Here is a 14,150-nt window from a genome sequence, read left to right as displayed (position 1 = left end):
TTTCGCGTTTCGTGTGTTGTTAAGGGTCTGCGGCGCAGCGCCCCTCCGCCTGCGCCTGAACGTCCAGATCATTCATCTCTGAGGAGTCCCCTCTTGCGTAAGTCCTTCCTCGTCGCCGGTACGGCGGCGCTCGCCCTCGGTGTGTCCGGTATCGCCTATGCCCAGGCTGAGCCCTCGATCACGGCGACGGCGAGTGTTTCGCCGACCAAGTCCGGCACCAAGTCCAAGCCGAAGCCGGTGTCGCTCAAGCTCTCCGTGACCAACAGCCCCGAGAGCAAGACGACCGCCAAGCAGATCCAGATCAAGCTGCCGAGCACGCTGAAGGTCTCGACCAAGGGTCTCCCGCAGTGCACGGCGTCCGACGACGCGCTCACCCAGAACCCGTCCGTCTGCTCGTCCTCGAAGGCGGGCAAGGGCTCGGCGAAGGCGCTGCTGAACCCGTTCGCGACGTCGCCGGCGCCGCTGACGTTCGTCGTGACGCCCTATGTCGGCAAGAACGAGATCCTGTTCCTCCTCTCGGGTGCCGCCGACGCCGTCCTGCACGGCAAGGTCTCCGGCAGCAAGATCACGATCGCGATCACGCCGGAGCTGCAGCAGCCGGCGCCGGGCGTCTACTCCGCGCTGAACGGCCTCGAGACGACGATCTCCAAGAAGAAGGGCAAGAACTCCCTGATCTCGTCGGTCGGCTGCAAGTCCAAGAAGCACACGATCGGCGTCACCGTCGGGTACGCGAACAACCCGAACCCGCCGGCCAAGCCCTCGGCGTCGACCAACGTCGACGCGAAGTGCTCGTAGTCGCTTAGCGACACACACCTGCGTTTCATGCGAACGGCCTCGCGTCAGCGGGGCCGTTCGTCTTCCTAGACTCGCCCCGTGCTCCTCTTCGCCCACGGCATCGTCGGCCGGGCCGACCTCCCGATTCCGGAGACCCTGTTCGGCGCCGCCGCGGCGGCCGTGCTGGTCGTCTCGTTCGTCGCGCTCGCCCTGGGCTGGTCCAAGCCGCGTCTGATGACGCTCCCGCAACGCGACCTGTTCGTGTTCCCGCGGGCGCTCGAGGTGCTGCTGGGCGCGCTCGCGATCGCGGTCTTCTTCATCACCGCCTACGCGGGGCTGTTCGGCACGGACGGGCAGAGCGAGAACCTCGCGCCGACGGTGGTCTACGTCGCCTTCTGGGTCGGCATCCCGTTCGCGTCGCTGCTGTTCGGCAACGTCTTCTCGGTGATCAGCCCGTGGGCGGCGCTCGGCCGCGCGAGCGGGTGGATCGCCGCCCGCTTCGGCGAGACGCCCGAGCCGCTGGAGTACCCGGAGCGTCTCGGCCGCATCCCCGCCGCGGCGGGCATCTTCGGCTTCGCGATCTGCGAGCTGTGCTGGGCGAAGGCGACCGAACCCGGCCCACTGGCGATCCTGATGCTCCTCTACTTCGTCGCGATGCTGATCGGGATGAGCCTCTACGGCGTCGAGGCCTGGACGCGCAACGCGGACGCGTTCGGCGTGCTCTTCGGCCTGATCGGTTCGCTCGCCCCGCTCGGGCGCCGCGCCGACACCCGCCGTCTCTTCCTGCGCGTGCCGTTCTCCGGCGCCGCCTGGCTGACCCCGGTCACCGGCACGATCGCGCTGCTGGTGATCTCGGTCGGCAGCACCGCGTTCGACGGCGCGAAGGAAGGCGCGCTGTTCAACAACCTCGCCCAGGATCTCCAGAGCTTCTTCCACGGCCTCGGGCTGTCGCTCGGCCTCGCGCTCGAGCTCGGCTTCGTCGTCGGCCTCGCCGGCGCGGTCGCGATCGTCGCGCTCATCTGGACGCTCGGCATGCTCGGGATGAAGCCGCCGCCGGACATGCCGTCGCGGCGCGACCTGGCGCGCGCGTTCGGTCACACGCTGATCCCGATCGCCGCCGGCTACATGGTCGCCCACTACTTCTCGCTGCTGGCCTACAACGGCCAGGACCTCTGGCGGCTGGCCAACGACCCGCTCGGCGACGGCTCGAACCTCTTCGGCGGGGCGGACGCGACGATCGACTACGGCGTCGTCTCGGCCACCGGCATCTGGTACGTCCAGGTCTTCGCGCTCGTGGTCGGCCACGTCGCCGCGCTCGTGCTCGCGCACGACCGCGCGCTCGAGCTCTACGGCTCGGCGAAGCAGGCGACGCGCTCGCAAGTTGTCATGCTGATCCTCATGGTGGCGTTCACCTGCCTCGGCCTCTGGCTCCTCTCGGCGGCGCTGCACGCATGATCGACCCCTCCAACCGGCGGCGAGGCCCCGGCCTTTCGATTTCGGGGATTCCGGGTGTGGCTGCCTGATGCTGGCGCACGCGGGTCATTGGGCCGGTCAGCTGCTCTATCTCGCGCCCGTCGCGGCGATGGTCGGCGCGATCCTGTGGGCGAAGATCAAGGGCACCGGCGTCGACGAGGATGACAACGGTCCGGATGAGAACCAGGACCAGGTGTCAAGCGCGCGCGATCGGGAAACCCATCGCGCAGACGATGGACCTGAAGTCGCTCCTGGATGACGTGCCCGACACGTTCGAGATCGTGCTCCGCCGCCATGGCGAGTCCGTGCTCGACGCCTGGCGCGACGCGGCCGACGACGCCGCGGCGGCGCTGGCGGATTGGCGCTCAGGCGCGACGACCTACACCGTGTACCGGGCCGCGCAGGACCGCGAGGACGCCGCCCAGGACGCCCTCTATACCCACACGTCGCGGACGAGGGTCTCGTAGCCGCCATCGGATGACGCGGCCTCGGCGCGCGCCTCGCGGCCTTCCTCGCTGCGCTGCGTGAAGACGAGCCGGCCCGGCCCGACGTGGCGGCCCCAGGCGCGCGCGAAGGCCTCGGCGCGCTCCTTGTTGCGGGCCAGGTCCTTCGGCACCGGGTGCAGGCGCTCGTCGAACGGCGGCTGCCGCGTCAGCACCCGCCCGAGCAGGCCGATCGCGCCGCGGCTCGGGTCGGCCATGGGCCGCGAGACCAGGTAGCGCGGGGCGTCCGAGACGCTCATCAGCTCATCCAGCGCGGCCGCGAAGCGCTTGCCCTCGGCGGACGTGGCCTTGGTCAGCTCGACGCGCAGGTAGCCGGCGGCGCGCGGCTCGATCGTCAGCGACCCGGCCGCCTCCGCGCTGAGCTCACCGAGCTCGCGGTACGCCTCGGCGACGGCGCGCGCGGCCGCGTCGAGCGGCAGGATCAGCGGCAGCCGCTTCTTGACGCGGCCCAGCCGGACGGCGGCGACGCCGAGCCCGATCGGCGCGAGCACGAGCCCCGCCAGGTCGACCGGCGCTCCGAGCACGCCGAGCACGCCGAACACCGCGGCACCGCCGAGGCCACCGGCGATCGGCACCTTCTGCGACAACTGGATCGATCGTGCTGAGCCGTTGAGGACCGGCGCCGGCACGTCGGGCCGTGAGGGGCGCACCAGCAGCGAGGGCAGCTCGACGCCACGGTACGGCGTCCCGACCAGCCAGCGCTCGCGGGCGGTGGCGCGGTCGGCCGCACGCTCGAGCTGGACGGCGTTGAGGGCCTTGAAGCGCTCGACCGGCGGCGGCGCGAACGGCCCCAGCTCCGCGTGCACGTGCGACGGGCCGGCCTCGATCTCGCCGTCCTCGGCGGGCGCGAACAGGTGCAGGTGCTTGCGGGCGAAGCGCTCGTAGTCGGCCGTCCCCCGAACGAGGTCGGGCGCGACGCAGACGACGTCCCAGTTGGAGGCGACCTTCTCCGGGTCGGCCGGGTCCAGCCGCAGCGTGCGCCCGCGCATCTGCTGCACGCTGACACCGGTGGTCGCGACCGTCATGTCGATCAGGACGTTCAGCGGCCGGCAGTTCCAGCCCTCGCCGAGCAGCGCGCGGGTGCCGACCAGGACGCCCGTCGTGCCCTCGACGAGCAGCGTCGTCGCGAGCTCCACCCAGGCGCGCGGCATCCACTCGGCGCCGGAGGAGCGCAGCGTGACGAGCAGCCCGTCGACCTCCGCCTCCCACTCGGGCAGGGTGAAGCGGTCGACCGCGGCCTCCTTGAGCGCCTCGAGCAGCACGTCGGCGTCCTGCGGCGCGCAGCGCAGGCCGCGCCCGGAGACGAGCAGCGGGCGCAGCGGCGCGGTGCGCGAATCGGCCGCGATCGCCAACAGCGCATGGCGGGCGGTGCCCGCGGCGGGGTCGAGCACGCCGGTCAGCGCGTCGTCCGGGCGCTGGCTTGCGAGCTCGGCGTCACAGAGCACCAGAGCGCGGAGCGTGTCGCCGCGCGTGTCCTGCTCGGCGGAGAGCACCTCGACCAGGCCCAGTGCCTTCGCCTGCGAGCCGGTCAGCAGCCGGTCGACCTCCGAGGTCCCGCGGCGGATCCCTTGGCGCGTGAGCTGGAACCCGAGCTCGCGCAGCGCGGCGGAGATCGCGTCGTAGCGATCGCCGGCGGCGCGCGACTGGTCGGACGCCAGGCAGCGCAACGCGTAGTCCTCCAGCAGCGCCAGCCAGTCCTCGAGGTCCGGCGGCTGCCGGTAGGCCTCGCCCCGGGGCGCGCCCGGCGGAGTGCTCAGGCCGGCGGAGAGGAGGAAGCGGATGCCGGCGCGGGCGAGCTTGGGCGAGCGCTTCTGGAACGCCTCCCACGGGACCTCGGCCTCATCGTCCGCGGAACGCTTGCGCTCGCGCATCCGCTGGCCGACCCAGCGCGGGAAGGAGATGTCGGACTCGGCGTCGTCATGCAGCGCCGTGATCAGCTCGCGGAAGCGGGTGTCGTGCTCGGCCAGCCAGTCGCGCTCGCTCGACAACGGCTCGGTCAGCCACGCCAGCTCCTGGTAGGGCGCGAGATGGCCGTCGCGCACGACGGCGGGGGTGGGGACGGTGAAGTCGACCGGTCCGAGCAGCGCCTCGTAGAGCTCCGCCTCGGCCTCGGGCAGGCCGATCGGGGGCGTCGCCGTGAGCCCGATCACGTGCACGTGGTCGCCGAGCTCGCCGAGCACCGCGCGCACGACGTAGCCCCACAGGGACGCGAGGTGGTGGCACTCGTCGAGCAGCACCACGCCGACCTGCATCTTCGCCAGCTGCTGCACCCGCCGGCGCGCGGTCTCGGAAAGCAGGTCGCGCAGCTCGACGCCCGCGTGCTCGCCGCGCGCCACCTCGCGCTTCAAAGCGGCGCTGATCCGGCTCAGCTCACGCGCACGACGGTCGGCGGCGGCGCCCTCGAACGCCTCGCCCTCGCGCATCGCCTCCTCCGCCGTCGTGCCGGTCGCGGCCGCGCGCTCGTCCGCCCAGCGCGACTGCGCGAGCCGCCCGAGCACGATCTCCGGGTCCTCGAGCTGGCACAGCGCCTGGTAGGACAGGCAGGCGATCGGCTTCAGCGGGTCGGCGCCGGCGATCATCGCCGGGTTCGGGGTGAACTCCCCGACCGCGCGCGGCCACTGCTGCTGGATGCCCTGGTTGGGGGCGAGCACCAGCGCGCGCTTGCCCACCCGCCGGATCAGCTCGACGCCGAGCAGCGTCTTGCCCGAGCCGGGCGGGGCGACGATGTGCGTGGAGAGGTTGCCCGCCGCGCGGTCCTTCTCGAAGGCCGCCAACGCGGCGCGTTGATACGGGCGCCACTGCCCGAAGAACTTCAGCTCGTCGAAGCGCCCGCTCAACTGGACAGACGCGCGAGGTCGTGCTCGAGCGCCTCCCCGGTGAGGTGGTCGTACGGGAAGCCGACGCGCTGGAAGCCCTTCGCGTCGGCCAGCACGGTGTGGGCGGAGTGCTCGAGCTTGTCGCTCTGCGGCTGGATGCCGAACGCCTGCCAGACGGGAGCGAGCTGCTCGCGGGTGCCGAGCAGGAACCGCATCCGGCCCGTCATCTGCTGCTTGAGCAGGAACGACTGCGCGCGCTTGTCGGTGTCGTTGGCGGGGTCGACCGAGATCCCGACGACCTGCACGCGGTTGCGCTCGGCCGCCGGCAGCTCGTCGAGCGCGTTGCGGATCGTCTGGACCTGCGCCGGGCACGTGTCGCGGCAGGTCGAGTAGATGAACGCGAACACCACCGGCTCGCCGCGCAGCGACGCCGCCGTGACGGTCTTTGAGTTCTGATCGCGCAGCGTGAAGTCCGGGACCGGCTGGTCGTGCGGGCGCTGGGCGCCCGCCCACCCGTCGGTCAGCTCCAGCGGGCTCGTGCCTCCGACGCGATCGCGCGGCGCCAGCAGCACGCCCGCGACCGCCGCCAGCGCGCAGAGCGTCAGGGCGATCAGGGCGAGCTTGAGCCGGGGCGCGACGACCACGGCGTGAAGGCTAGGACAGTGTTCGTATCAACGTCAGCCCGCGGTACGGGATGTCGCCCGCGAAGAAGCCTGAGATCGACACCGTGACCCGCAGCGGGCGCCCCTTGGAGTCGAACCGGCGCCCCGACCGCGTCAGCCTGAACGTCTTCTTCGTCGGCCGGCAGCGGCAGTCCGTGCGCTGCAGCGTGACCCGCGCGGTGCGGCCGACGGCGTTGCCCTGCGCGGAGATCGTCGCCCGCGCGCCCCCGCCCAGCGCGCGCAGCGTCAGCGTCACCCGCGGCGTGCGCCCGCCGGGAAGCGGCGACGCGGTGGCGCTTGAGTCGTCCGTCTCGGCCTCCCCGAGGGCCTCGTCGGTGGGCGCGCCCAGGGTGCCCGTGCCGAACGACCAGCGCCGCGTCACCTGGACGCCCTCGTCGGACGTGAACGTGACCTGCGCCGTGTAGTTGGTGTCGTCCGCGAGCGGCTCGGCGGGGGAGAGGATGCCGCCCGGCGGGAGGTAGCCCTCGGCGCCCGGCGTGTGGTTGTCGATCACGTTCAGCGCGATCGGCCCGTCGGGCCCGGTCAGCGTCGCGCTCGAGAGCGTGCCCTCGGCGACGCCGCCGCCGAACCCGAATGCGTACAGGTATGGGCTCGTCGCGCCGCTCACCCCGTCACCGGGATACGTGTAGAGCGTCAGCGCCGCGGGCTCCGGCCGCTTGTAGCCCGGCCAGGTGTAGATGCAGCCGGGCGCCGCGCCGGACACGGAGAGCTTCGGCGCGAGCAGCTGCGCCATGTGGAACGGGGACGACTCCCACTCGGGGTCGAGCCCGAGCGACGGGGCGTTGGAGAGCACCGAGCTGCCGGCGGCCTGCTTGCCGGCGTCGGAGTAGCCGGGTTTGCCCGGCACTTCGGTGTGCCAGTCCCCCGCGTAATCGTTCAGTTCCAGGTATTTCATGTGTGCCGCGCATCCGGCCGACCAGCCGGGGTTCTCGCCGATGCCGGCGGGGATGCCGTTCGCGGCACGTAGGGAATTGAGCTCGGTCAGGGGATCCACATTGGCCAGGACGGCAGCCGCGCCGAGTGCATTGAGAAGGAGTCCGATCCGCACGAGTTCGCATCCTGACAACCCGCGTTGGCGTCGCGCGGAAGATCCATTTCAGATCAAAGTTCGATATGAGAGCCCATCACGACGGTGCGCTCGTCGGGCAGGTGGAAGACCTCCACCGGATTTGCGGCATTGCGGGAGATCGCGAGGAACAGCTTCTTGCGCCACTTCGCCATCCCCGGCCGATCCGTCGCGATGATCTGGATCTTGGAGACGAAGTAGCTCGGGTTCTCCAGCTGTGGATTTCCCTCCACGCCCCGCTCGGCAGCCTGGCGCATCAGCGCTGGCACGTCGAGCGGATCCTGGAAGCCGTAACGGCCGGTGATGTGGGTGATGCCGTCGTCGGAGTAGCCGAGGTCGTCGATCGCCAGCCGCTCCTCGACCGGCACGTACGGCACGCGCTCGGTGGTCAGCGAGACGATCAGCACGCAGTCGTGCAGGACGTGGTTGTGCTCGACGTTGGCGCGCAGCGCAAGCGGCGTCGTCTCCGGGTTGGCGTTGAGGAAGACCGCCGTGCCCGGCACGCGCGCGACCGGCGGCTCGTACTCGCGCACCTCGTCCACGAACGCGCGCAGCGGTCCCTCCTCGTCGACCCGCCGCTTGGTGACGATCTCGCGGCCCTTCTGCCAGGTCGTCAGCACGCTGAACACGACGAGCGCGATCGCCAGCGGGAACCACCCGCCGTGGAAGACCTTGGTCAGGTTCGCGGCGAAGAACGTCAGGTCGACGGTCAGGAACGCGATCGCGCCGCCGATCACCATCCACATCGGCTTGCCCCACATCGCGCGGACGACGAAGAAGAACAGCAGCGTGTCGATCGCCAGCGTGCCGGTGACGGCGATCCCGTAGGCGCTCGCGAGCTTCTCGGAGGACCCGAAGCCGACGACCAGCGCGACGACCGCGGCGAAGATGATCCAGTTCGTCGCCGGGACGTAGACCTGGCCGACCTCCTCCTGCGAGGTGTGGCGGATCCGCAGCCGCGGGAGGAACCCGAGCCGCACCGCCTGGCGGGTGACGCTGAAGGCGCCGGAGATCACGGCCTGCGAGGCGATGATCGCCGCGACGGTCGAGAGGATCACGACCGGGATCCGCAGCGACTCCGGGAAGAGCAGGAAGAACGGGCTCGACGACGTGCTCGGGTCGTCCAGGACCAGGGCGCCCTGACCGAGGTAGTTGAGGATCAGCGCGGGGAAGACGAGGGCGAACCAGGCCTTGCGGATCGAGTGCGCTCCGAAGTGGCCCATGTCCGCATACAGCGCCTCCGCGCCGGTGACCGCGAGCACGACGCCGCCGAGCGCCACGAACGCCTCGTGGCCGTGGTTGAACAGGAACTCGGCGCCGTGGTGGGGCGAGAGCGCGCCGAAGATCTCCGGGTTCCCGACCGCGCGCGCGAGGCCTGAGACGGCCAGCACGCCGAACCACACGCACATGATCGGCCCGAACGCCCGGCCCACGTGGCCGGTGCCGAACCGCTGAACGAGGAACAGCCCGCTCAACACGATCAGCGTGATCGGGACGACGAGCTCCTTGAGGGAGTCGTTGACCACCTCGAGGCCCTCGACTGCGCTGAGCACGCTGATCGCCGGCGTGATCATCCCGTCGCCGTAGAACAGCGAAGCGCCGAACACCCCCAGCAGCACGAGCGCGATGTGCGCGCCGCGGCTGCGCAGGTTCGCCCGCTGGATCAGCGCGATCAGCGCCATGATCCCGCCCTCGCCGTCGTTGTCGGCGCGCATGATGAACGTGACGTACTTCACGCTCACGATCAGCGTGATCGCCCAGAAGATCAGCGAGACGACGCCGAAGACGGCCTCGCGGCTGGGGTCGAGGCCGTGCTCCGGCGCGAAGACCGTGCGCAGCGTGTAGAGCGGGCTCGTCCCGATGTCGCCGAAGACGACACCGATCGCGCCCAGGATGACTGCTGTCTGTTTTCCGCCGCGGCTCATCGCGGCGGCAGACTACGCCTCCGTCAGGCCTCTGCGGATCGCGTAGCGCACGAGCTCCACGCGGTCTCTCATCCCGAGCTTGCGCAGCAGGTTCGCCCGGTGCGACTCGACGGTCTTTTCGGCGAGGTGCAGCGTCTCGGCGATCTGCTTGTTGGTGAACGCCTCGGCGATCAGCTTCAGGACCTCCTGCTCGCGCGGCGAGAGCGGCTCTTCCGGGCCGCTGCTGGAGTCGTTCATCCACTCGCGGACGATCGTGCGCTCGACGGCGTTGGTCAGGAAGGCGTCGCCGCGGTTGACGGCGCGGATCGCGTTCAGCAGCGCCTGGTCGACCTCGCGCTTGAGCACGTAGCCGCTCGCGCCGGCCTTCAGCGCGTCGAACACGTAGCGCTCGTCGTCGTGCATCGAGAGCGCGAGCACCTGCGTCTCCGGCAGGTGGGCGCGGATCTGCCGCGCCGCCTGCAGGCCGGTCATGCGCGGCATGGAGACGTCCATCACGCACAGGTCGGGCTTGGTGGCCAGCGCCTTCTCGAAGGCTTCGACGCCATCGCCGGCCTCGGCGACGACCTCCATATCGGGTTGCCGCTCGATCAGCAGCTTCATGCCGCCACGGACGATCCCGTGGTCGTCGGCGATCAGGATCCTCATGACGCTCCCATGGTGAGTTCGATGGTCGTGCCCTCGCCGGGCGCGGAGAAGACGTTCAGGCGACCGCCGACGAGCAGCGCGCGCTCACGCATGCCGGAGACGCCGAGGCGGCCGGTGCGGCCGCCGGGCTTGAAGCCGCAGCCGTCGTCGCGCACGCGCAGGACGGTCCGGCCGATGGAGGAGAGCTCGACGCGGACGGCGCTCGCGCCCGAGTGCTGGACCACGTTGGAGAGGCTCTCCTGGGTGACGCGATAGAGCACGAGCTGCTCCTCGTCGCTCAAGGTGGGGGCATCGCCGTGGCGATGGAAGGTCGACCGGATACCGGTGCGCTCGCCGAAGTCGGCGACCTGGCTCGCGAGTGCGGGGACGAGGCCGTGGTCGTCGAGCGCGGTCGGGCGCAGCGTGCGGGCGAGGGTCAACAGCTCCTCCATGGCTTGGGTGGCGAGCGTCTGGATCTCCTTGAGCTCCGAACGCAGTCCGGGGGGCACGTCGTGGCCCGCCGCCTGCAGGCGAAGCAGGATCGCGGTCAGGGCCTGGTTGACCTCGTCGTGGAGGTCCTGGGCGATGCGCTGGCGCTCGTCCTCCTGCGCCCGGATGACGGCGCGGCCGCCCTCCACGCGCTCCTCCTCGAGGCGGGTGAGCATGCGGTTGAAGTCCGCCGTCAGCCGTTGGATCTCGCGCGGCGCCGTGTGATGGGTCTTGGCCCGCTGGCCGGGGGACGCGAGGTCCACGCGCTCCATCGTCTGGATCAGGCGGTCGAGCGGCGCCAGGCGGCGCTTGAGCAGGATCGTGTTGAGCAGCACGGCGCTGACCACGGCGAGCGCGATCAGCATCAGCCGCTGGATCGCCGCGATGTCGCCCGCCTTCTCAGGTGCCAGGATCGCGGCGACGATCGCCGTCGCCGCGACGAGGCCGGTGTTCACCGCCAGAACTTGAGACAGGAGGCTGCGCGTACGCATCTGTCCGACGTGTATCGGCAGATGGAGGTCGGGTGAATACCCCATCCGTTTCGCCGCTACACTTCGTGAAGTATTGAATCCCGATCCGTTTTGCTACGAAGGACGCTGAACTGATGAGTCCGTCAGGTGCGGAGGTCATCCGCCAGATCCGCAGCTCGGTCGAAGAGGTCGACCCCTCCGAGGTCCACAAGATCGTCAATAACGGCAACGAGGCCGTGATCCTCGACGTGCGTGAGACGGACGAGTGGGACGCCGGCCACATCCCGGGCGCGAAGCACATCCCGCGCGGCTATCTCGAGTCGCGGGTCGAGGGGGTCGTGGGCAACGACCGCTCGCAGCGGGTGATCATCTACTGCGCCTCCGGGCAGCGGTCCGCGCTGGCGGCGAACACGCTCAAGCAGCTGCTCGGTTACGAGGACGTCGCGTCCATGAACGGCGGGATCACGCTGTGGAAGGACCGCGGGTACGAGGTCGAGAAGCCCGTCGTGCTCACGCGCGAGCAGCGCGACCGCTACTCGCGCCATCTGCTCGTGCCGGAGATCGGCCTGGAGGGGCAGACCAAGCTCCTGAACGCCAAGGTGCTGCTGCTCGGCGCCGGCGGCCTCGGCTCGCCGACCGCGCTCTACCTGGCCGCGGCCGGCGTCGGCACGCTCGGCGTGGTCGACGACGACGAGGTCGACCTCTCCAACCTGCAGCGCCAGGTCATTCACACGACCGACCGGATCGGTACGCCCAAGGTCGACTCCGCGGAGATCGCGATCAACGGGATCAACCCGGACGTGAACGTCGTCAAGTACAAGACGCGCCTCGACGCCTCCAACATCATGGAGATCATCGAGGGCTACGACGTGATCGTCGACGGCGTCGACAACTTCCCGACGCGGTACCTGCTCAACGACGCGACGGTGCGTCTCGGGATCCCCGTGGTCAGCGCCTCCATCCTCGGCTTCGACGGCCAGCTCTCGGTGTTCAAGCCGCACGACGGGCCCTGCTACCGCTGCCTGTACCCGGTGCCGCCGCCCGCCGAGCTGGCGCCCTCCTGCGGCGCCAACGGCGTCCTAGGCGTCCTGCCGGGCACGATGGGCCTGCTGCAGGCGACCGAGGTCGTCAAGCTCGTCGTCGGCGCGGGCGAGCCGCTGGTCGGGCGCCTGCTGCTCTACGAAGCGCTGGGCGCGACGTTCACCGAGCTCAAGGTCCGCCGCGACCCGGAGTGCCCGATCTGCTCGATCGATCCGTCGGAGATCCGCGACGAGGAGATGGGCGTGTTCCCCGACTACGAGGCGTTCTGCGCCGCCGCGGGCTAGGGTGGCCCGCTGACTATGGCCAAGATCAAGATTCCACCGGTTCTTCGTCCCTCCGTGGGCGGCGAGAAGGAGGTCGTCGCCGGCGGTGACGACGTCGGCGCCGTCCTGCGCGCGCTCGCCTCCGAGCATCCCGCCACGCAGCAGCAGCTGTTCGGCGCCGATGGTTCCCTGAACCGCTACGTGAACGTGTATTTGAACGACGAGGACGTCCGCGTGCTGAACGGGCTCGACACCTCCGTGGGCGAGTCCGACACGCTCGTGATCCTGTCGGCGATGGCCGGCGGCTGCGTCTAAAGAACTCTCACACTGCTACCTTCGCGGCCGTGGCGACTTCGTTGCGGCCGCTCAGCGTGGGGGAGATCCTCGACGCCGGCATCAAGGTGTTCACGCGGCATTGGAAGCCGTTGGCGGGGATGGTGGCGGTCCTCACCGGGCCGGTCTACATCGTCTACGTCCTCCTGATCGCGTCGATCGACGACGAGCTGCTCGACATCAACACGACGTTCTCGACGTCGTCGAGCACGACCACGACGGACACCGACGCGACCGTGCTGGTCGGCTTCGGCCTGTCGTACGTGCTGCTCTTCATCACGTTCCTGGTCGCGTTCGTGGCGTGCTTCAAAGCGGTCAGCGACGCGTGGCTGGGGTCGACGCCGTCGGTCGGGCGGTCGCTGCGCTTCGCGCTGCGCAATTCCCTGAAGGCCGGCGTGTGCGGCATCGTCGCCGGGATCGTCGTGTGCGCCGGGGCGATCCTGTGCCTCGTGCCGGGCATCTGGATCGGCGTCGCCTGGTGCCTGTGCTTCCCCGCGCTGCTGTTCGAGCGGACCGGCCCGATCCGCGCGCTCGGGCGGTCCTACTCGCTGACCAAGCAGCGCTGGTGGGGGTCGTTCCTGGTCTGGATCGTCGGCTACCTGCTGGTGTCGATCGTCGGCGCGATCGTCCAGCTCGGCCTGCTCGGCATCGCCGACGCGATCGCCACGGACAACACCATCGTCGCCGCGATCGCCACCGTGATCGGCTCGACCGCCAGCGCCGCCGTCTCGTACCCCTTCCTCGCGGCCGTCCTGACGATCCTGTACTTCGACCAGCGGGTGCGCAAGGAAGGCTTCGACCTGCAACTGCAGGCCGAGGGCTTCGGCCTCAGGCGCGACCCGGACGCCCCGCTGCCCGCACCGCTGATCGGCGACGAGGTGTACACGCCCGAGCAGCGCGCCGCCGCGCCCTACTGGCCGCCGCCCCCGGGCTGGACGCCGCCGCCGGCCGAGCCCGCCCCGCAGCAGTGGGCGTCCTCGAGCGGGTGGTCGGCGCCGTCGCACGACGATCACGAGGCCGCCGAGCCGCCGCTCTGGGGCCAGGGCGAGCGTCCGCAGAGCTACCCCACGCGCTCGTCGGGTGACCCGCTGCGCCAGGACCCGCCGCCCACCGACCCGTTGCCGCCGCGCGACGAGGACGATCCGCCGCCGTCGTACCCCTCGTGGTCGGCCAAACCGCCGCCGAAGAAGGACGACGACGACGAGGGTCCGAACGACCGCGCGAGCTGGCTCCCACCCGAAGCCCCACGCGGCCCAGGAGGCCTGTGACCCGCGCCCGCGTCGCGGGCGCCGCACTGCACCCCGCCGCGGCACCCCCGCCGGCCGCTGCCCCGCGCCGCGCGGCCGCACCGCCCGCGGGGCCTCGCGCGGCGGCCACGCCCGCGCGGCTTCGCGCGGCACCCCCGCCGGCCGCTGCCCCGCGCCGCGCGGCCGCCCCGCCCGCGCGGCTTCGCGCGGCGGCCACGCCCGCGCGGCTTCGCGCGGCGGCCACGCCCGCGCGGCTTCGCGCGGCACCCCCGCCGGCCGCTGCCCCGCGCCGCGCGGCCGCCCCGCCCGCGCGGCCTCGCGCGGCGGCCACGCCCGCCCGGCTTCGCGCGGCCCTCGCCCTCGTCGCCGCCCTCTTCGCGCTGCTCTTGGCGGCCGGCCCCGCGTGGGCGTCGGAGGTCTCGGCCGCCGAGCTCCGCTCGCTC

General features: G+C 71.2%; 14 protein-coding genes. 8 read left to right on the top strand and 6 right to left on the bottom strand.

What is annotated here, in order from left to right; genetic code table 11:
- The first annotated feature begins 93 nt into the window (after nucleotides 1–93).
- The 4 genes from G569_RS0125530 (at nucleotide 94) to G569_RS0125515 (ending at nucleotide 2,714) form a co-directional block, all read left to right on the top strand.
- Nucleotides 94–795 carry a hypothetical protein gene (locus tag G569_RS0125530; RefSeq protein WP_028065541.1) on the top strand — a complete coding sequence of 234 codons (702 nt, stop codon included), beginning with the start codon at nucleotides 94–96 and terminating at the stop codon, nucleotides 793–795.
- A 78-nt stretch (nucleotides 796–873) separates the two neighbouring features.
- The gene (locus G569_RS62980; protein ID WP_028065540.1) at nucleotides 874–2,229 is read left to right on the top strand and encodes a hypothetical protein; all 1,356 of its coding nucleotides are present in this window, start codon (nucleotides 874–876) and stop codon (nucleotides 2,227–2,229) included.
- Nucleotides 2,230–2,296: 67 nt separating this feature from the next.
- The gene (locus G569_RS0125520) at nucleotides 2,297–2,506 is read left to right on the top strand and encodes a hypothetical protein (protein ID WP_028065539.1); all 210 of its coding nucleotides are present in this window, start codon (nucleotides 2,297–2,299) and stop codon (nucleotides 2,504–2,506) included.
- Nucleotides 2,481–2,714 (top strand): hypothetical protein, encoded by a 234-nt coding sequence (locus G569_RS0125515; RefSeq protein WP_028065538.1) that lies wholly within the window; start codon nucleotides 2,481–2,483, stop codon nucleotides 2,712–2,714. The genes G569_RS0125520 and G569_RS0125515 overlap by 26 nt, the downstream gene beginning before the upstream one ends.
- Here G569_RS0125515 and G569_RS0125510 read toward each other — a convergent pair.
- From G569_RS0125510 to G569_RS0125485, 6 genes are read right to left on the bottom strand one after another with little or no spacing between them, the layout of a single operon-like run.
- The gene (locus G569_RS0125510; RefSeq protein ID WP_028065537.1) at nucleotides 2,681–5,587 is read right to left on the bottom strand and encodes a DEAD/DEAH box helicase family protein; all 2,907 of its coding nucleotides are present in this window, start codon (nucleotides 5,585–5,587) and stop codon (nucleotides 2,681–2,683) included. The two genes, G569_RS0125515 and G569_RS0125510, sit on opposite strands and share 34 nt — an antisense overlap.
- The gene (locus G569_RS58915) at nucleotides 5,584–6,210 is read right to left on the bottom strand and encodes an SCO family protein (RefSeq protein WP_028065536.1); all 627 of its coding nucleotides are present in this window, start codon (nucleotides 6,208–6,210) and stop codon (nucleotides 5,584–5,586) included. Before G569_RS58915 ends, G569_RS0125510 begins: the two co-directional genes overlap by 4 nt.
- Nucleotides 6,211–6,220: 10 nt before the next feature.
- Complete coding sequence (locus tag G569_RS0125500) at nucleotides 6,221–7,297, bottom strand: hypothetical protein (RefSeq protein WP_157592308.1); 1,077 nt, start codon at nucleotides 7,295–7,297, stop codon at nucleotides 6,221–6,223.
- A gap of 53 nt (nucleotides 7,298–7,350) precedes the next feature.
- Entirely contained in the window at nucleotides 7,351–9,240 is a 1,890-nt protein-coding gene (locus G569_RS0125495) for a potassium transporter Kup (RefSeq protein ID WP_028065534.1), read from the bottom strand.
- Nucleotides 9,241–9,252: 12 nt separating this feature from the next.
- Nucleotides 9,253–9,885: a response regulator gene (locus G569_RS0125490; RefSeq protein WP_028065533.1), complete on the bottom strand. Its 633-nt coding sequence runs from the start codon at nucleotides 9,883–9,885 to the stop codon at nucleotides 9,253–9,255.
- The gene (locus G569_RS0125485; protein ID WP_053226968.1) at nucleotides 9,882–10,808 is read right to left on the bottom strand and encodes a HAMP domain-containing sensor histidine kinase; all 927 of its coding nucleotides are present in this window, start codon (nucleotides 10,806–10,808) and stop codon (nucleotides 9,882–9,884) included. The genes G569_RS0125490 and G569_RS0125485 overlap by 4 nt, the downstream gene beginning before the upstream one ends.
- A gap of 149 nt (nucleotides 10,809–10,957) precedes the next feature.
- Here G569_RS0125485 and moeB point away from each other — a divergent pair, with 149 nt between their 5' ends.
- The 4 genes from moeB to G569_RS64725 form a co-directional block, all read left to right on the top strand.
- Nucleotides 10,958–12,148 carry a molybdopterin-synthase adenylyltransferase MoeB gene (moeB, locus tag G569_RS0125480; protein ID WP_028065531.1) on the top strand — a complete coding sequence of 397 codons (1,191 nt, stop codon included), beginning with the start codon at nucleotides 10,958–10,960 and terminating at the stop codon, nucleotides 12,146–12,148.
- A gap of 15 nt (nucleotides 12,149–12,163) precedes the next feature.
- Entirely contained in the window at nucleotides 12,164–12,442 is a 279-nt protein-coding gene (locus G569_RS0125475) for a MoaD/ThiS family protein (RefSeq protein WP_028065530.1), read from the top strand.
- A gap of 29 nt (nucleotides 12,443–12,471) precedes the next feature.
- Nucleotides 12,472–13,728, top strand: a complete 1,257-nt coding sequence (locus G569_RS64040) for a hypothetical protein (RefSeq protein ID WP_169542240.1) — start codon at nucleotides 12,472–12,474, stop codon at nucleotides 13,726–13,728.
- Nucleotides 13,725–14,150 (top strand): hypothetical protein (locus G569_RS64725; protein WP_211233074.1); only part of this gene is annotated, 426 nt, incomplete at its 3' end. The genes G569_RS64040 and G569_RS64725, both read left to right, overlap by 4 nt.

Source organism: Solirubrobacter soli DSM 22325 (assembly GCF_000423665.1).
In the GTDB taxonomy this organism is placed as follows: Bacteria; Actinomycetota; Thermoleophilia; order Solirubrobacterales; family Solirubrobacteraceae; genus Solirubrobacter; species Solirubrobacter soli.
Note: the sequence above shows the minus strand (reverse complement) of the source record. Positions and strands in the feature narration are given on the sequence as shown.

Excerpts from the sequence above, each read along its gene's own strand:
- G569_RS0125520 (WP_028065539.1), top strand. The coding sequence starts at position 2,297 with ATGCTGGCGCACGCGGGTCATTGGGCCGGTCAGCTGCTCTATCTCGCG.
- G569_RS0125515 (WP_028065538.1), top strand. The coding sequence starts at position 2,481 with ATGGACCTGAAGTCGCTCCTGGATGACGTGCCCGACACGTTCGAGATC.
- G569_RS0125495 (WP_028065534.1), bottom strand. The coding sequence starts at position 9,240 with ATGAGCCGCGGCGGAAAACAGACAGCAGTCATCCTGGGCGCGATCGGT.
- G569_RS0125490 (WP_028065533.1), bottom strand. The coding sequence starts at position 9,885 with ATGAGGATCCTGATCGCCGACGACCACGGGATCGTCCGTGGCGGCATG.
- moeB (WP_028065531.1), top strand. The coding sequence starts at position 10,958 with ATGAGTCCGTCAGGTGCGGAGGTCATCCGCCAGATCCGCAGCTCGGTC.
- G569_RS0125475 (WP_028065530.1), top strand. The coding sequence starts at position 12,164 with ATGGCCAAGATCAAGATTCCACCGGTTCTTCGTCCCTCCGTGGGCGGC.